The sequence below is a fragment of the Flavobacterium sp. NPDC079362 genome (genome assembly GCF_050267765.1).
GTDB lineage: Bacteria > Bacteroidota > Bacteroidia > Flavobacteriales > Flavobacteriaceae > Flavobacterium > Flavobacterium azizsancarii.
In genome coordinates, this window is the sequence record NZ_JBNNFM010000001.1 from 113,762 (window position 1) to 130,484 (window position 16,723).

General features: G+C 32.3%; 17 protein-coding genes. 7 read left to right on the forward strand and 10 right to left on the reverse strand.

Features of this window, described 5'->3' with window-relative positions; translation table 11 throughout:
• Positions 1-74: 74 nt before the first annotated feature.
• The 3 genes from ACQKCJ_RS00495 (at position 75) to ACQKCJ_RS00505 (ending at position 2,253) form a co-directional block, all read left to right on the forward strand.
• Positions 75-1,127, forward strand: a complete 1,053-nt coding sequence (locus tag ACQKCJ_RS00495) for a 2Fe-2S iron-sulfur cluster-binding protein (protein ID WP_427401124.1) — start codon at positions 75-77, stop codon at positions 1,125-1,127.
• A 216-nt stretch (positions 1,128-1,343) separates the two neighbouring features.
• A complete protein-coding gene (locus ACQKCJ_RS00500; RefSeq protein WP_271335058.1) occupies positions 1,344-1,556 on the forward strand; it encodes a hypothetical protein in 213 nt (70 codons plus the stop codon).
• A 451-nt stretch (positions 1,557-2,007) separates the two neighbouring features.
• Positions 2,008-2,253 carry a hypothetical protein gene (locus tag ACQKCJ_RS00505; RefSeq protein WP_427401125.1) on the forward strand — a complete coding sequence of 82 codons (246 nt, stop codon included), beginning with the start codon at positions 2,008-2,010 and terminating at the stop codon, positions 2,251-2,253.
• A gap of 80 nt (positions 2,254-2,333) precedes the next feature.
• Here the strand turns inward: ACQKCJ_RS00505 and ACQKCJ_RS00510 are convergent, their stop codons facing one another.
• Both ACQKCJ_RS00510 and ACQKCJ_RS00515 read right to left on the reverse strand, forming a co-directional pair.
• Positions 2,334-3,344 (reverse strand): glycosyltransferase family 9 protein, encoded by a 1,011-nt coding sequence (locus ACQKCJ_RS00510; RefSeq protein ID WP_271335056.1) that lies wholly within the window; start codon positions 3,342-3,344, stop codon positions 2,334-2,336.
• A gap of 292 nt (positions 3,345-3,636) precedes the next feature.
• Positions 3,637-4,242: a DUF4254 domain-containing protein gene (locus ACQKCJ_RS00515; RefSeq protein ID WP_271335055.1), complete on the reverse strand. Its 606-nt coding sequence runs from the start codon at positions 4,240-4,242 to the stop codon at positions 3,637-3,639.
• Between the two features lie 110 nt (positions 4,243-4,352).
• Between ACQKCJ_RS00515 and upp the strand changes: the two genes are divergently transcribed.
• The gene (upp, locus tag ACQKCJ_RS00520; RefSeq protein WP_271335054.1) at positions 4,353-5,006 is read left to right on the forward strand and encodes a uracil phosphoribosyltransferase; all 654 of its coding nucleotides are present in this window, start codon (positions 4,353-4,355) and stop codon (positions 5,004-5,006) included.
• On the opposite strand, the gene ACQKCJ_RS00525 is transcribed toward upp, so the two are convergent.
• The gene (locus tag ACQKCJ_RS00525; protein WP_271335053.1) at positions 5,001-5,930 is read right to left on the reverse strand and encodes a DUF6427 family protein; all 930 of its coding nucleotides are present in this window, start codon (positions 5,928-5,930) and stop codon (positions 5,001-5,003) included. The two genes, upp and ACQKCJ_RS00525, sit on opposite strands and share 6 nt — an antisense overlap.
• A gap of 137 nt (positions 5,931-6,067) precedes the next feature.
• Between ACQKCJ_RS00525 and ACQKCJ_RS00530 the strand changes: the two genes are divergently transcribed.
• Entirely contained in the window at positions 6,068-6,298 is a 231-nt protein-coding gene (locus ACQKCJ_RS00530) for a DUF6341 family protein (protein ID WP_271335052.1), read from the forward strand.
• Here the strand turns inward: ACQKCJ_RS00530 and purD are convergent.
• Positions 6,290-7,564, reverse strand: a complete 1,275-nt coding sequence (gene purD / locus ACQKCJ_RS00535; protein ID WP_271335051.1) for a phosphoribosylamine--glycine ligase — start codon at positions 7,562-7,564, stop codon at positions 6,290-6,292. The two genes, ACQKCJ_RS00530 and purD, sit on opposite strands and share 9 nt — an antisense overlap.
• Positions 7,565-7,793: 229 nt before the next feature.
• On the opposite strand from purD, the gene ACQKCJ_RS00540 reads away from it, so the two are divergent.
• Positions 7,794-8,315: an ORF6N domain-containing protein gene (locus ACQKCJ_RS00540; protein WP_427401126.1), complete on the forward strand. Its 522-nt coding sequence runs from the start codon at positions 7,794-7,796 to the stop codon at positions 8,313-8,315.
• A gap of 67 nt (positions 8,316-8,382) precedes the next feature.
• Here the strand turns inward: ACQKCJ_RS00540 and ACQKCJ_RS00545 are convergent, their stop codons facing one another.
• From ACQKCJ_RS00545 to ACQKCJ_RS00565, 5 genes are all read right to left on the reverse strand, one after another.
• Positions 8,383-9,366 carry a UDP-glucuronic acid decarboxylase family protein gene (locus ACQKCJ_RS00545; protein WP_271338592.1) on the reverse strand — a complete coding sequence of 328 codons (984 nt, stop codon included), beginning with the start codon at positions 9,364-9,366 and terminating at the stop codon, positions 8,383-8,385.
• A 168-nt stretch (positions 9,367-9,534) separates the two neighbouring features.
• Positions 9,535-11,214: a DUF6909 family protein gene (locus tag ACQKCJ_RS00550; protein ID WP_271338591.1), complete on the reverse strand. Its 1,680-nt coding sequence runs from the start codon at positions 11,212-11,214 to the stop codon at positions 9,535-9,537.
• Positions 11,215-11,488: 274 nt separating this feature from the next.
• Positions 11,489-11,929, reverse strand: coding sequence for an SMI1/KNR4 family protein (locus ACQKCJ_RS00555; protein ID WP_271338590.1), 441 nt, complete (start codon positions 11,927-11,929; stop codon positions 11,489-11,491).
• Between the two features lie 9 nt (positions 11,930-11,938).
• Positions 11,939-13,423 (reverse strand): GH3 auxin-responsive promoter family protein, encoded by a 1,485-nt coding sequence (locus ACQKCJ_RS00560; protein WP_427401127.1) that lies wholly within the window; start codon positions 13,421-13,423, stop codon positions 11,939-11,941.
• Between the two features lie 11 nt (positions 13,424-13,434).
• Positions 13,435-13,935, reverse strand: a complete 501-nt coding sequence (locus ACQKCJ_RS00565) for a peptidase (protein ID WP_271338588.1) — start codon at positions 13,933-13,935, stop codon at positions 13,435-13,437.
• Between the two features lie 211 nt (positions 13,936-14,146).
• Here ACQKCJ_RS00565 and ACQKCJ_RS00570 point away from each other — a divergent pair, with 211 nt between their 5' ends.
• On the forward strand, positions 14,147-14,335 hold the full coding sequence (locus ACQKCJ_RS00570; protein WP_055096778.1) for a Sec-independent protein translocase subunit TatA/TatB: 189 nt from the start codon (positions 14,147-14,149) through the stop codon (positions 14,333-14,335).
• 153 nt (positions 14,336-14,488) lie between these two features.
• Here ACQKCJ_RS00570 and ACQKCJ_RS00575 read toward each other — a convergent pair whose 3' ends face one another.
• A complete protein-coding gene (locus ACQKCJ_RS00575; RefSeq protein ID WP_271338587.1) occupies positions 14,489-16,612 on the reverse strand; it encodes a Tex family protein in 2,124 nt (707 codons plus the stop codon).
• Between the last annotated feature and the right edge of the window lie 111 nt (positions 16,613-16,723).

The following is a 16,723-nucleotide window of genomic DNA, read 5'->3' on the forward strand; positions in this document are numbered from 1 at the left end:
AAAAAAGTTAAAAATAATTATTTCGTACCTGACATTTAATCTCCGTTTGCTACTTTTGCATAAAATATACAATCATGCCTTCATTTTTAAAACTCATAATTAAAGAGGTAAAACGCGAAACATCAGACGCCGTTTCTGTACTTTTTAATGTTCCGGAAGAACTAAAACCAGACTATAAATTTATAGCTGGACAATACATAAATCTAAAATTAACTCTTGATAATCAGGAGATTCGTCGTGCTTACTCTATTTGTTCTGCACCGGAAAGCGGTGAATTGCGAATTGCTGTAAAAGCTGTAAAAAATGGTTTGTTCTCTCAGTTTGCCAATACCAGACTTAAAGCCGGTGATGTTCTTGAAGTTGGTCATCCTGAAGGAAAATTTACTTTTGAACCTGATGCTGAAAGACAAAAAAACTATGCTGCTTTTGTTGCCGGAAGCGGAATTACTCCGGTACTTTCGATTATAAAATCAGTCATGAAAAGCGAGCCAAAAAGCTCATTTATAATTGTTTACGGAAATAAAACTCCTGAAGAAACTATTTTTTACCAGGAATTACACGATTTACAATTGCAATATGTAGGCCGCCTTTTCGTGCATTATGTTTTTAGTCAGGCTAAGGCAGAAAATGCTTTGTTTGGCAGAATCGAAAAATCAGCAGTAAATTTTGTTCTCAACAACAAACACAAAGAATTACAATTTGATAAATTTTTCCTATGCGGACCAGAAGAAATGATTGATACTGTTTCTGCTATTTTAAAAGAGAAAAATGTAAAAGAATCAGCTATTAAATTTGAACTTTTTACCTCATCATCACAAGAAAATCAAATCAATACTTCATTAGAAGGACATACAAAAATCACAGTTTTAGTAGATGACGACGAAGTTTCGTTCGAAATGTCTCAAAAACAAACCATATTAGATGCGGCCCTAAAACAAGGAATCGACGCTCCATATTCTTGCCAAGGCGGAATTTGCAGCAGCTGTCTTGCCCGTGTAACTTCTGGAACTGCCGAAATGACTAAAAACTCTATTTTGACAGACAAAGAAATTGCTTCAGGATTGATCTTAACTTGTCAGGCACATCCAACATCAGAGTCTATTTATGTAGATTATGATGATGTTTAGATTTTAAAATTCCAATGGCGTAATAAATTCCAATAAAAAATTCCAAATTCCAAATTCCAACTTTACAATTGGAGTTTGGAATTTTTTTTGTTTTATAATTATTAGCAATCTTTGCAAATTTGAAATTGAATTTATTTTTATGAGATCTGTACGAGAAATTTTTAAAGGCAAGGAATATCTTTTAGATGAACCTGAAATTGAGAAACTTGTAGAATATTGCGAAGAACTGCAAGAATTGTCGAGTTTAAATATCAGAAGACGAACAATAAAGAACTCGCAATGCTGGATATGCTCAAAGAAGTCATAAAAGGTTGTAATGCCATGGAAAAAGAACAAATGGAGCATGAAAGATTTGGTTATGAAGCTACAAATTCGAACCTTAAAAATTATATTTATAGCAGATGTCGCGATGAGAAGATAAGGTTGTAATAAATTTCAATCTCCAAGCTTCGGCATAAATCCCAACTATACAATGAAATGTGGTGAACTATTTCTTTATCAGAGCTTAAAACCTGACAAAATTTTACTCTCTATTTTCCCTTTTCTAACTATAATCAAAAAAACACTATTGAGCAATAAATAAAAAAGCATGTAAGTTTTTGGTTATTTTCTAAAAAATGCGGCAAAATTTTACTATATTAGTAGTTCAATACAGCTGATCATTCTTCTATCTCTTAAAATAGATTTGTAAAGCTATTTCTGATTGTCAACATAAAATTTAAATATCATGGCAATGCATCACTACCTTCGTCTGTCTTTTATATTACTTTTTGTAATAACAGCTTTTATTTCTATCTACTTTATAATAAAAAAAAGGAAAAACAAAAAAGTACCTAAACTACTTTCAGAAGAAAAGTATAATTTATCAATGGCCGAGGGAATGACAGAAATATCAGTCTCTAATGATCTTTTTTTTAATATTTGGCCTTATGTAAGTGAATTAAAAGCAGCCAAAATTTTATCAAGAAAAATTAAAGAATCTGAATTGGTACATAAAGTTTACAGAAATTCAACCGAAAATTTTGAACATATTTTACTCGCTACTGAAAAAGAAAATCATTTTGTGAAAGTCGTAGTTGATACAAACAAAAAGAAAGCAATGGGTTATCTTTTTCTTGATTTATGAGTAATGAAGTAATCTTTGTCAAAGTTTAAAACTTTGACAAAGATTACTACGTATTTCTAATGCAATAAAATTAGAATTTTCTATGATAACTGTGACTGAATCCTGGAAACTATTTTCTCTGGAGAAATCGTTCTCATCGCATCTTCATAACCTTCAACAATTTTGTTTCCGTAAACTGATGTTGGTAATTTTGGATATTGATTTCTGTCTGAGGTTAAAACATTTTCCATAGTTTGATTGAATGGCAAAAATCCTGCGTACGGATGTGTCGCTCCCCAAAGTGTAACAACTTTTATTCCTAACATTGCCGCAATATGAGCGTTTCCGGAATCCATAGAAAGCATAACATCAAGATTACTAATCAATTGTAATTCTTGCTGAAATTTAATTTTTCCAGCCATATTGATTACATTTTCAAATGGTTTTGCAAGTGAATCCAGAATTTCGATTTCTTTCTTTCCTCCTCCAAAAAGTAAAATTTTATACGACTTATTCTCAGCTAATTTGGCAATTACTTCCTGCATTAAATCCTGCGGGTAAACTTTAGAATCATATTGTGCAAAAGGAGCAATTCCGATTAATTTTTGATTATTGTCACCGATAATTTCTAAGATATCTGCGCTCAATTTTGCCTTTTCAGGGAATGTTGGATTCGATAAATCTAAAGGAAATCCAAGTTCTTCGAACACTTTTGCATGTCTTTCGAACATTGTTGGCAATTGCTTGAAAATCTTATTTTCCGCCCTTGTTAGTTCTTTTTTACCTTCTCTTCCTTTGTCGACTGTGGCTCTTTTTTTTCCGCTTAAAGCGAAAAGTAAGCTCACAATTTTAGATCTAAGAACGTTATGAAGATCGGCAAAAGCATCAATTTTAAACTTTTTAACATCTCTAAATAATCTCAAAAGTCCTGAAAAACCTTTATGACGCTCTTTTTCATCAAAAGCAAAAAACTCTAGATTGGGAATTCCGTCAAAAAATGGCCTGAAAAACGGACGTGAAATTACGGTGATTTTTACCTCTGGATATTGTTTTACAAATGCGCGTAAAACAGGAACCGTCATGGCGACATCTCCCATTGCGGAAAGTCTCATGACGGCTATATGTTTAATTTTATTGGACAAATTTTGACTTTTAAAAATTAATTGTGAACAACTTCCTTATTCTAACTTACTAAAAAACATTCTTTTATAAAATTATATTCTTTTCTAATTTTGCTTTTTAGCCCAGATTGAAATGGAAATCCTGGAGCAAAAAAATAAAGTTTCCTGTTTAAAAAAAGCGACCAGCGGAAGCTCTTTTTTGAACAATAGAAACTCTATTTTTTTGTGTCCCGATAGCTAGCTATCGGGATGAAATGAAAAGCTGGAAATATACCTCCAGAAATTATTTCTTATTTTGATATAAAACAGGATTTAATTCATCGTCATTGTACATTTTCATTTGTTTGTACACTTTCATGAATTTATCTCCGTTTTCGATGTCAGTCAATAAATCATCAATCGCTGTTGATAAATCAGTTCTTTGTTCTAAAAGAATGTTTAATTTTTCCTGGCATTTATCTCTATGTTCTTGCGAAGCTTCTGCACGATTAGCTTCTTCATTCATGTGATAAATTTTTAGGGCCAAAATAGACAATCTGTCAAAAGCCCATGCAGGACTTTCAGAATTGATTTTTGCACCATCTTTTACTTTTACATCGCTGTATTTTTGTAAAAAATAGCTATCGATATATTCCACCATATCAGTACGTTCCTGATTAGATGCATCAATTCTTCTTTTTAAAGTCAAAGCTGCTACCGGATCAATTTGCGGATCACGAATAATATCTTCAAAATGCCATTGAACAGTGTCAATCCAGTTTTTTAAATATAATAAATGCTCGAATTTATCCTTAGGATAAGGATTGTTTATAGGTTGATCAACATTATCAAATTGATGATAATCTTTGATGCTTTGTTCGAAAACAGAATATGCTAATTTTGAAAACATGTCTTTATTTGTTAGAGTTACAAAGATACTTTTTATACTTTTATCGTGCGAATAAAACGATGAAATTTTCGTTATCGTACTGTAACCATTGATAATTCTAAAATTTTACTATGAAAATCCATTATATATCTGAGAATAATAGCGTCTTGAATCATTTTTTAGGTCAAATAAGGAATATAAATGTTCAGAACGATAGTATGCGTTTTCGAAGAAATATAGAGCGAATTGGCGAAATTATGGCTTATGAACTGAGTAAGGATCTTGCTTATAAAAATGTAGCAATTCAAACTCCGCTTGGTATTAAACAAACTACCGAAATTGAAAGTGACCTGGTTTTATGTTCTATTTTAAGAGCTGGTTTACCGCTTCATAATGGTTTTTTGAACTATTTTGATCACGCCGAAAATAGTTTTGTTTCGGCTTGCAGATATCATCCAAATAATGATGCTGAATTTGAGATTAGAGTTGAATATCAAGCTGTTTCAAACATCAATGATAAAACTGTTTTGCTTCTTGATCCAATGTTAGCAACGGGTCAGTCTATCGTTGCAGTTCATGAAAAATTAATTCAGAATGCAACCCCAAAAGAGATTCATATTGTAGTGGTTATTGCTGCCCCTGAAGGAATTGCTTTTCTTGAAAAAAGCCTTCCTGAAAACTGCCATTTATGGGTCGCTTCTTTAGACGAAAATTTAAATGAAAAAAATTACATTGTTCCAGGTCTTGGTGATGCTGGCGATCTTTCTTACGGCAGTAAATTATAGCTGAGAAAAAAACGTAAATAAACTACACAAAATCAATACATAAAAGACAATTTCGTTGTTGAGTTTTTGCTGCATATATTCTACATGACTTGAAGCCATAATGGTCAAAGGCGCAATACTAAACAATAACAAATCATTGCTTTTATCCGGTGAAACAATGAAAACAAGAGCTGCAATAAAAAAACAGGCTACTATTTTTTTGTATGAAGAATGTACTATTTGAGGTCGATTTGACAACGTTGTAAGCATTGAAGTTATAAAAAACAAAGCCACTGCAACGTATATTGAAAGTGCTCCGTTTTCATAATTATTCTTGAAATAATTAATATTAAAATCGATCACAGTATTTTTCTGGAAAAATTGAATTATATCAATATGGAAAATTAAAGAGATCAATAAAAAGATTATTGACACTGCCATTAGCGCTATAAAAGGTAAAATCCAGTTTCTATAATCTCTGGAAACATGAAAAATAATCGATATAAAAACCAATATTAAGAAAAGAATACACCAAAATTGAAATAAAGAAGCTATTAAAATCCAAAAAGAAGCATCGAATATTTTTTCTTTTGAAGCTTTTAGGGATTGTAACGAAATTAATCTTCGAAGTGCCAAAAGCACAAAAAAGTTCGCATATACTACATTCGCATTATTAAAAATCGTGGGGAAAAATAATATGAACAATAAGTAAAAAAATATCGTGTAACCGTTGTCCTTACTGAGTCCGTTTTTTTTTACAATGAAATTAATCAGGAAAAATGAAGCCAAAATAAAGAGTAACAAACTTACTTTTTGGAACGCCAAAAAATAAGAACTCACCCATGATGGATCTTTAATTTGAAAAATAAAAAAGAAAACCAGTATCAAAATTACGACCAATGAATAATTTAATGGCGTAGATTTTTTAAAAACACTTGTTATCATAAGGATATTTTATACTTTTGTGATTGTAAATATAATACTTGTTTAAAAAGGAAAACCAACAAGTTGAAAAAAGATTCTTTATTGAATTTTGTCTTCAATGCGTTAAAAACAATAAATAACATATAATTTTATAAATTATGACAGCTTTTTTTGAAGGAATACAATACTTATTCGTTAACATTTTATTTGCTCCACTTGACTTTTTACGTCGCCTAGAACTTGTTACTTGGTTTGGTGCTAATACTATTAACTGGATTTTTATGATCATCTGCGCAAGCGCAATTGTTTACTGGATTAAACAATTACGCCTTTTTGATGCCGCCGGAACAGAAAATCAAGATACTACAGCTCACTCTTTTTTAAAGTAAGTCGAAGCCAATATCTTTTCTAAAATACATCTTATCAAAATTTAGTTTATCTATATTTTGGTAAGATTTTTTTATGGCCTCTTGAAAATCATCTCCATAAGATGTTACAGTCAATACACGTCCTCCATTACTAACGACATTATTGCCATCTAATTTTGTTCCTGCGTGAAAAACTATAGAATCTGTAATATTTTCTAAACCTGTAATTACTTTTCCTTTTTCAAAATCTTCAGGATATCCTCCGGAAACCACCATAATTGTAGTCGCACTTCTTGGATCAACTTCTAATTCGAAAGTATCTAACTTTTGATCTGCCACAGCTTGAAACAATTCAACCAAATCAGATTTTAATCTTGGTACTACAACTTCAGTTTCAGGATCACCCATTCTTACGTTGTATTCAATAACAATTGGTTCGTTTTTCACATTGATCAAACCAATGAACACAAAACCTTTATATTCGATTCCGTCTTTCTGGAATCCTTCGATTGTTGGTTTTACGATACGTGTTTCGATTTTTTCCATCAAAACAGCATCAACATAAGGAACTGGAGAAACTGCTCCCATTCCGCCTGTATTTAATCCTGTATCACCTTCGCCAATTCGTTTGTAATCTTTTGCCGTTGGAAGAATTTTATAGCTTTTTCCGTCAGTCAAAACAAAACAGCTTAATTCGATTCCGTCCAGAAATTCTTCGATTACCACTTTAGAACTTGCTGCTCCAAATTTTTCATGAACAAGCATGTTTCTTAATTCCGTTTTAGCCTCTTCAAGATCCTGAATAATCAAAACTCCTTTTCCAGCCGCTAATCCGTCTGCTTTTAAAACATATGGAGGTTGTAACGTTTCAAGAAATTCACATCCTTTTTCTACTGTTTCGGCGGTAAAACTGTCATAAGCTGCTGTTGGAATATTGTGTTTCATTAGAAACTCCTTTGCAAACTCTTTACTTCCTTCAAGTTGAGCGCCTAATTTTGATGGTCCGATAACCGGAATATGCTGTAAACTTTCGTCATTTTTAAAAAAATCATAAATCCCTTTTACCAAAGGATCTTCTGGCCCTACGACCACCATTTTTACATTTTCCTGAATTACAAATGCTTTTACAGCATCAAAATCAGTTGGAGACATTGCAACATTTGTAGCAATTGCAGCCGTTCCCGCATTTCCTGGTGCAACAAAAAGTTTTTCGCAAAGCGGACTCTGAATCATTTTCCACGCAAAAGCATGTTCTCTTCCGCCTGATCCCAATAGTAAAATTGTCATGTGTAGTTATATTTAGTTGTGGTGCAAAAATAATTGCTTTTGTACGTAAAAAATAATTAAATCTTAAAAAGTTGTTCATTCTTATCTGTTAGTAATTTGATACTATTTTTTTTGATGAAAATTAGTTCGCAAATGATTTCTATTTTTTATAAGCCGTAAATTAAAACAGTTTAAATGCTGCTTTTAAATATAAATAAAATCTTACATTTTCTTTTTAAATTAAAAACTTATGGAGGATCATTCTTTACTTTCTGAAGAAACTATTTCTAATAAAATATATTATATACGCAACCAAAAAGTGATGCTTGCTTTTGATTTAGCTATGCTTTATTGCGTTGAAACTAAGAGAATAAATGAGCAAGTAAAGAGAAATTTAACTCGGTTCCCGGAAGATTTCATGTTTCAACTTACTGAAAATGAGTTTAAAAATTTGAAGTCGCAAATTGCGACTTCAAGTTGGGGCGGAAGCAGAACATTACCTTTTGCTTTCACAGAACACGGAGTTTTGATGCTTTCCAACGTTTTAAAAAGCGACAAAGCAATTCAAACCAATATACAAATCATGCGCATTTTCACCAAAGTGAGACAAATGCTCTTGGATACAACAGAAATTAAAGTTAACATTCTTCAAATTCAAAAGAAATTAGAAAATGACGATAAAAATATTGAATTGGTTTTTTCTTATTTGGATGAATTGACTGAGAAAAAAGAAAATGAAAGTGAACGGGTGAAAATTGGATACAAGAAATAAGTCGCTCTTTGAGTAACTCATTATAAACGAAAACGGGCAAATATTTATTGAATATTTGCCCGTTTTTTTATTTTATATAACTTGAAAAATCTTTGTGTTCTTCTTTTGAAAGTTCTTCTTTAGAAAGTGACCTGAAATAATCATAAGTAATTTTCATTCCTTCAGCACGATCTACTTTTGCTTTCCAACCTAATAATTCTTTTGCTTTTGTAGTATCTGGCTGGCGTTGTAATGGATCGTTTATGGGTAATGGATGATAGACTACCTTTTGATTTGTTCCTGTTAGTTTAATGATCTCTTCTGCAAAATCCTTAATCGTAATTTCGTCCGGATTACCAATATTTACTGGATATACATAATCTGAGTGCAATAATCTAAAAATACCTTCGACCTGATCATCAACATAACAAAAAGAACGGGTTTGCATTCCGTCTCCAAAAATAGTTAAATCTTCCCCGCGCAAAGCCTGACCAATAAAAGCCGGAATTACACGTCCGTCATTCAAACGCATTCTTGGTCCGTAGGTATTAAAAATACGCACTATTCTGGTTTCGACACCATGAAATGTGTGGTACGCCATTGTAATTGATTCCTGGAAACGTTTGGCTTCGTCATAAACTCCACGTGGACCAATTGTGTTTACGTTTCCGTAATATTCCTCCGTTTGTGGGTGAACCAATGGGTCTCCATAAACTTCAGATGTTGAAGCAATCAAAATCCTTGCTTTTTTTACTCGTGCCAATCCTAACAGATTGTGAGTTCCAAGAGATCCAACTTTCAAAGTCTGAATTGGTATTTTTAAATAATCTATTGGACTTGCGGGCGAAGCAAAATGTAAAATATAATCTAAATCACCCGGAATGTGAACAAACTTTGTGATGTCGTGGTGATAAAATTCGAAATTTTCTAATTTGAATAAATGTTCAATGTTTTTAAGATCTCCCGTAATCAGATTATCCATTCCAATAACATAATAGCCTTCTTTAATGAATCGGTCGCATAAATGCGATCCTAAAAATCCTGCTGCTCCGGTAATAAGTATTCTTTTCATATTAATTATTTATACATCGCAAATGTAACTGATTTGAAAATTATAAAAACTATTCTAAAAAAAACTGCCTAAAAAAATTAGGCAGTTTTATAAATTCTTTGTCTCCTCTTTACTATCACCAAATTAATATATTTGGCAGTAACTATTTTGAGATATTTATTTATCGATTTATTTTACGTTGAAAATTTGTTCCAAAATTTTAATAGTAATCAAATAAGTTGGTTTTACACCTGTTGTTCCTAATCCGCCTGAAGCTAATGTACTTCCTGTTTCCAGAGGATTATCTGAAGCATAATAAGCATAACGAACTTTGATATCGTGTGGTACACTTTTTCTAATTTTTGATGCAGATTGTATGGCTTTCTGATAATAAGATCCTTCCATTTCAAGACCAATTACTCCCCAGGTCGATTCGTGAAAGAATTTCAATAAATCTCTGTTTTGTAATGATGTTCCTAAAACGGTTACCATTGCACCTTCAAAAACTGCAATATCATTTCCTTCAAACATTGCTCCTTTTAGTTCATTTTCGAAGAAATAATTATCTGCAGTTCCTTCGTTTATATGTGCGGTCGGGATCATGATGTCTCCTTTTCCACCCTCAAGAATTCCAGCTTTACCCATTATTGAAACTGATGCTACATTCAATAAAGTTTCTTTTTTATAAGGTTTTAAAAGCTCATCGATAGTTTCATAAGCCTGCTCACCAAAAGCATAATCCATTACAATAATAACGGGTTTAGTTTCATCAAGAGCAGCTTTTGGAAATCCTGTTTTTCCCCAGTCAATTTTTGCAGTATCAAAAATCTGAACGTCGATATTAGTCCCTGAAGTGTCCGGCAATGAAATCATTCCGTTTTTTAAGGCTAATTCTTCAACCTGACTTCTAATATCTTTAGCTCCGGATTTACTTAATTCTTCATAAATATAAAAATCAGACTTGTCCTTGAATTTTGTTTTCAACAACGGTGTTGCAAAAATAGAATTCATAACACTGTGCATATTCGCACTTATTACATGAATTGGACGTTTTAGCAAGTTATTAGTTTTTAAAACCTCCTTGATGTTTGTGGCCCAGATTTCTCCGTGAATATGATGTCCTAAACGTTCTCTTAAAACGGGACTAAAAGTTATAGTTCGTTTGTTATTGTCAACTACTTCTTCGATCGCCAATTTTCCTAACCAATAAATAACATGCAGGAAACGGTCCGGAGTTTCTTCAGATCCAAATGCTTCGTAAATGTCCAGAACCTCTTCAAAAGTTCTTCCTAATATATTGGCAACATGCGAAATTGCTTTTTCTTTCTCAATTAATGGCAATTTTTTAGTTTGCATTACAGCCTGCTCCAGTTTCAACCAATCGCGGGAAACTTCGCCACCATCGTCTAATAAAACCCTGTTTTTAATTTTATGAGATTCGATGAAAATAAAAGTCAAATGAGTCAGGATGTCATAAATGTCTGAACGCCCGCGGGTGATTTCGACATTCATTTGTTCCTCATCAATCCTATAACAATTTCTTCGTCTTTTTGGAGGAACAATTGCCTCGAAATGTGATTTAGAATATCCTTCATCAGAAGTTAAATTAATAAATCGACATTGTTCAATTCCTATTGGTAAACGCTCTATAACGTACAAAAGCCCATTAAGCTCTACTTTTTCTTCGCCTATGTTTCCGTAAATTTCCGGACGTAATGCTAACAATGATTCACGCAAGCCATCGCCCGAAACTCCCATTGGCTTATAAAAACCACGGTTGAATAAATGACGCATTGTTATGTACATTCTTTCTATCGCTGCAGATGATTCCTGCGCTCTTGATCTTGATATATGTTTGGTTTCTTTCATGCTTGTTTATTTTAAAAATCTCCTCCTAAGAGAAGATGAAATTAGTATTTTTTAATTAAATGAAATTGAAATATTAATTTATTAAAGTTTTCATATTCTTAAAAACACCATTATTGTATATTGTTATTATTTATAATTCTCAAAATTAACTTCTATTTTTTAGAAATTCTAATTTTGTTACAAAATGAAATTTATTGTATTAATACGTTCCTGATTGTCTTTGGGTATTATAAATATAATTATTCAATTTTAAAAAAAATTGTTTCAATTGTCTTCATGATCTTAATCCTGCATCCGTTAAAAACTCATATATATCTTTATATTTTGTTTCTTTTACTTGTTGTGTTTCATGATCAAAAAAAGAAATTTTACTTTCGTATTCTCCGTTATTCAATTTAAATCCATAATAATCACCTGTATAATTATCAGAAATTGCGAGAAACTCGTGAGAACTAATTAGTCCAATATTTATATTATTTAATAAAATATTCCAATCACTATTTTCCTTTACAGAATAAACTGTTGTAAATGCGAAATATCCTCCTCCAAAAATTTTCACGAAATCTTTATACTCTTTTGGAAGCTTATTAGTAAGTTTTTCCTCGACATGAAACAATTCTGTGTCGGTAGCTTTTAAATCAGATTCTAAATCAAACCACAATGGATTTTTTAATTTGATTTCTTCTACTTTTTTACAAAACTCATTTAATTCCATTACAATTTATTACTTCAAATTATCTGCAATCTTTCTGTCATTCGACAATCTCGGAATTTTATTTTGTCCGCCTAATTTTCCTTGTGATTTCATATAATCTTGAAAACCATTTTTAGAAACTTTGGTTATAACCACTTTCCTCAAAACATTTCCGGTGATTAAATCATCATAATAAATGTTTTGTTTACGCATTGCATCATCAATTGCTTCTGCGAATGCTTCTAAATTTTCAGGTTCATTTTCAAATTCAACCAACCATTCATGATACGGCAAACCGCTTGAAGGATTTATTTGCGGCGCAACGGTAAATTCGTTGATTACAATTTTAGTTCCTTCCGTAGCTTCTTTCATGGCGCTTTCTACTTCTTTTGCAATAACATGTTCTCCAAAAGCAGATATGTAATGCTTGATTCGACCTGAAACGATAACTCTATGCGGAAATAATGATGTAAACTGAACCGTGTCGCCAATATTATATCTCCAGAGTCCGGCGTTTGTAGAAACGATCAAGGCATAATTAACGCCTACTTCGACTTCTCCAATCGTATAGCTTTTTGGATTTTCTGTAAAAAATTCATCAGCTTTAATAAACTCGTAGAAGATTCCGGAATTTAGTAACAAAAGCATTCCTTTTTGTTTTTGAGAATCCTGATAAGCAAAAAATCCTTCAGAAGCCGGAAACAACTCTATGCTGTCTACTTTTCGCCCAATCATTTTTTCAAATTTCGCACGATAAGGTTCATAATTGACTCCTCCGTAAATGAACAAATTGAAGTTCTTGAACAATTCTCCAATCTTTTTTCCACCGCTTTTTTCCTGTAATCGTTCAAAATACATTTGTACCCAAGACGGAATCCCGGAAATTATGGTCATATTCTGATCAATGGTTTCCTCTACAATAGCATTTACTTTAGTATCCCAATCTTCAATACAATTGGTCTCCCAGGAAGGCATTCTGTTTTTTTGAAGATATTTGGGCACAAAATGCGCGCCAATTCCGGATAATCTTCCAAATTTGATTCCGTATTTTTCAACAAGAATTGGACTTCCCTGCAGGAAAATCATTTTTCCGTCTACAAAATCTGCATTTCCTGTTTCGTATATATAATGTAGGATCGCATTTCTTGAAGCTTCGATATGATACGGCATTGATTCTTTGGTCAACGGAATATATTTTGCTCCGGAAGTTGTTCCTGAAGTTTTGGCAAAATACAATGGTTTCCCTTTCCAGAGAATATTCTTTTCGCCCATTCGAACTTTGTCGATGTAGGGTTTTAAATCTTCATAATCACGAACCGGAACACGTTTCCTGAAATCATGAACTGACTTTATTTTATCAAAATGATGATCTGTACCAAATTCAGTTTCCTGGGCACTATTTATTAAACTTTTAAATACTGCTTGTTGTGTTTCAACCGGTTTATTGGCCCAAGCCTTTGTTTTATAGTATATTTTGGTGGCAAATAATTTTGCTGCTACTGATTTAATTGACATTTTTTATGGTATTATTTCTTGTCACTTTTGTTTTTACTTCGAGGTTTTTCGCCCGACTCCTTCTCCATTTTTGCCACTTCATTTCTCAATTTAATTTCTTCTTCAGAAGGTTTCATATTTACATCAGAATGTTCTTCATTATCTGCTATAATAGAATCTTTATTGAATTTTGCATATTCCAATTCACCCCTTAAAACCTTCTGAATTCCTTTTATATACGCTTCGTTTTTCTTTAAAGCAGTCTCTAATGAATCAGATTTTATGGCTAATTCGGTTGCATTCTTTTTCAATTCAGAAGAAGAATATCCCGGAATAAGTTCACGCAAAGGTGTAAAAGCAATGATGAAAGTGGTAATTAAAATTAGAAATATTCCTCCTAATGTGAACGTTACGAACACATTCATCAGGTTAAGTTTGAATGAAAAAATTTCCTCAAAAGTGTCTTCATTCAAAATCACCAATCGGTTTTTGATGAATAATTTTTTTCTGAAATTGAATTTTTTCTTAGCCATTAGGTTATTTATACAAGCAAATATAATAATTAATCATCTTGTTAACGCCTGATATAAATAAAGGAATCCCGTTATTTCATCATTTTATAAAATATTTAACGCTATTAGATAAGAATATTTTAATCCAAAAACACTTCTTCTTCGTATATTTCTATATACCTTTGCGGTATTATTTAGAAAATCAATTTGCTTCGGCATTAAATATACAATCATGGGAAGATTAGGTCTTACAGAAATCCTCGTAATAGTAGGTATTGTGATATTACTTTTTGGAGGTAAAAAAATTCCGGAATTAATGAAAGGTTTAGGAAGTGGTATTAAGGAATTTAAGAACGCTGCTAAAGACGATCAGACTCCACCTGCACCTTCTGTTAAAAAAGAAGAAGAAGAAATTAAATAAGAATTTAGATCCTTATTATAAACCCCAAATTACAAATGTAGTTTGGGGTTTTATTTTATAGAAAAAATTAATACATAAAAAGAACTCCCAAACTACATTTGTAATTTGGGAGTTCTTATTTTTCGATGTTTGGAATTTCAAATATTAAAAATTTTATAAAACCATTGTTAACTGAATTCTTTTTCTGTCTTCATCAACCTCAGTAACCTTAACATCAACATGTTGATGCAATTTTACTACTTCGTTTACATCACTCACAAAACCAGCTTTTAGCTGAGAAATGTGAACCAATCCGCTTTCTTTGATTCCGATATCAACAAAGCAGCCAAAATTGGTAATGTTATTAACAATTCCAGGTAAAATCATTCCCGTTTTTAGGTCTTTGATTGATTTTACGTTAGCATCAAATTCAAAAACCTTCGCTGACTTTCTTGGGTCTAAACCTGGTTTTTCGAGCTCTTTTATAATATCTTTTAGCGTAAGTAAACCAATTTCAGGCGTTATATAGTTTTCAGCTTTAATTAGGGCTGTTTTCTCTTTATTAGCAATTAGATCATTTACTGAAAGTTTTAAATCTTTTGCCATCTTTTCAACAACTGCATAAGCTTCAGGATGCACTGCTGAGTTATCCAATGGATTTTTAGCATTCGAAATCCTAATAAAAGCCGCACCTTGCTGATAGGCTTTCTCCCCTAATCGAGGGACTTTTTTTAGCTGTTTTCTATCTTCAAAAGGTCCATTTTCTGAGCGATATTGCACAATATTTTCGGCTAGCTTCTCTCCTATTCCACTCACATAACTTAGTAAATGTTTACTTGCAGTATTAATATTGATTCCAACCGAGTTCACGCAACGAATTACAGTAGCATCAAGTTCATCTTTTAGTTTGGTTTGGTCAACATCATGTTGATATTGTCCTACTCCAATTGCTTTTGGATCAATTTTTACTAACTCAGCCAAAGGATCTGAAAGTCGTCGGCCAATAGAAACCGATCCACGAACTGTAACATCATAATTAGGAAATTCTTCTCTCGCAATTTTTGACGCCGAATAAACTGAAGCTCCAGCCTCTGAAACAATAAAAACTTGTGGCGCTTTGTCAAACGCAATTTTTTTTATAAAAAATTCAGTTTCTCTCGAAGCAGTTCCGTTTCCTATAGAAATTGCATCTATTTGATACGCATTTACCATCGAACGGATTTTCTTGATTGCCATTGTTTCCTCATTTTGAGGTGCATGCGGATAAATGGTTTCATTGTATAACAAATCTCCTTTCTCGTCGAGGCAAACTACTTTACAGCCACTTCTAAATCCGGGATCTATTGCCAGAATTCGTTTTTCACCCAAAGGCGGTGCTAATAATAACTGACCTAAATTATTTGCAAAAACCTGAATTGAATTGGCATCGGCTTTTGCTTTTGCTTCTTGTAAAGTTTCATTTCCAATCGCCGGATTCAACAACCGTTTATAACTGTCTTCAATCGCTAATTGCAAATGTGCTGTAGTACTATTTTGTTTTTTGATAATTAATTCATCAATGATATCATATGCTTCATCGATATCAACATCAACTTTCATCTTTACAAAACCTTCATTTTCTGCACGAAGCATCGCTAATAATCGATGCGAAGGTGCTTTTGTCAACGGTTCTTCCCAATCAAAATACTGATTGAATTTTTGCGCTCCATCTTCTTCGCTTTTCTTTTTTACGACTTTGGTTCCAATTGTAGCTTTGCGCTGATATAGTCTTCGCAATTGTTTACGAACATAAATATTCTCATTGATCCATTCGGCAATAATATCTCTTGCACCCTGAATTGCCGCTTCTTCATTAATTACATTATCATTAAGATATTGCGTCGAAATAAAATCGACATCAACATCATTCTGCGACATAATAATTTTTGCCAAAGGTTCTAAACCAAACTCTCGCGCAACATCGGCCTTTGTTTTTTTCTTCTTTTTATACGGAAGATAGAAATCTTCTATTTCTTGTAAATCAAAACTTTGCTCAATTTTCTGCTTCAATTCCGGCGTAAGTGCTTTTTGTTCTTCGATAGATTTTAGAACAGCTTCTTTACGTTTTACAATCGTTTCATATTCTTTTTGAAGCTTTGCAATATTTTCGATCTGCACTTCATCAAGGTTTCCGGTTGTATCTTTTCTATAACGGGATATAAACGGAATCGTACAATCTTCTTCTAATAATTTTACGGTGTTTTGAATGTTGATCGCTGCTGTTTGAACGGTCTTGGCAATGAATTGAATATTAGTCATTCTTAATTATTTTAACCGCAAAAGTTGCAAAGTGTTTCGCAAAGTTCGCAATGGTTCACTATTTTATTATTTTACAATTATCAAAATTAATATTTTAATTTTTCAACCGTC

Excerpts from the sequence above, each read along its gene's own strand:
- ACQKCJ_RS00495 (WP_427401124.1), top strand. The coding sequence starts at position 75 with ATGCCTTCATTTTTAAAACTCATAATTAAAGAGGTAAAACGCGAAACA.
- ACQKCJ_RS00505 (WP_427401125.1), top strand. The coding sequence starts at position 2,008 with ATGACAGAAATATCAGTCTCTAATGATCTTTTTTTTAATATTTGGCCT.
- ACQKCJ_RS00510 (WP_271335056.1), bottom strand. The coding sequence starts at position 3,344 with ATGAGACTTTCCGCAATGGGAGATGTCGCCATGACGGTTCCTGTTTTA.
- ACQKCJ_RS00515 (WP_271335055.1), bottom strand. The coding sequence starts at position 4,242 with ATGTTTTCAAAATTAGCATATTCTGTTTTCGAACAAAGCATCAAAGAT.
- upp (WP_271335054.1), top strand. The coding sequence starts at position 4,353 with ATGAAAATCCATTATATATCTGAGAATAATAGCGTCTTGAATCATTTT.
- ACQKCJ_RS00525 (WP_271335053.1), bottom strand. The coding sequence starts at position 5,930 with ATGATAACAAGTGTTTTTAAAAAATCTACGCCATTAAATTATTCATTG.
- ACQKCJ_RS00530 (WP_271335052.1), top strand. The coding sequence starts at position 6,068 with ATGACAGCTTTTTTTGAAGGAATACAATACTTATTCGTTAACATTTTA.
- purD (WP_271335051.1), bottom strand. The coding sequence starts at position 7,564 with ATGACAATTTTACTATTGGGATCAGGCGGAAGAGAACATGCTTTTGCG.
- ACQKCJ_RS00540 (WP_427401126.1), top strand. The coding sequence starts at position 7,794 with ATGGAGGATCATTCTTTACTTTCTGAAGAAACTATTTCTAATAAAATA.
- ACQKCJ_RS00545 (WP_271338592.1), bottom strand. The coding sequence starts at position 9,366 with ATGAAAAGAATACTTATTACCGGAGCAGCAGGATTTTTAGGATCGCAT.
- ACQKCJ_RS00550 (WP_271338591.1), bottom strand. The coding sequence starts at position 11,214 with ATGAAAGAAACCAAACATATATCAAGATCAAGAGCGCAGGAATCATCT.
- ACQKCJ_RS00555 (WP_271338590.1), bottom strand. The coding sequence starts at position 11,929 with ATGGAATTAAATGAGTTTTGTAAAAAAGTAGAAGAAATCAAATTAAAA.
- ACQKCJ_RS00560 (WP_427401127.1), bottom strand. The coding sequence starts at position 13,423 with ATGTCAATTAAATCAGTAGCAGCAAAATTATTTGCCACCAAAATATAC.
- ACQKCJ_RS00565 (WP_271338588.1), bottom strand. The coding sequence starts at position 13,935 with ATGGCTAAGAAAAAATTCAATTTCAGAAAAAAATTATTCATCAAAAAC.
- ACQKCJ_RS00570 (WP_055096778.1), top strand. The coding sequence starts at position 14,147 with ATGGGAAGATTAGGTCTTACAGAAATCCTCGTAATAGTAGGTATTGTG.
- ACQKCJ_RS00575 (WP_271338587.1), bottom strand. The coding sequence starts at position 16,612 with ATGACTAATATTCAATTCATTGCCAAGACCGTTCAAACAGCAGCGATC.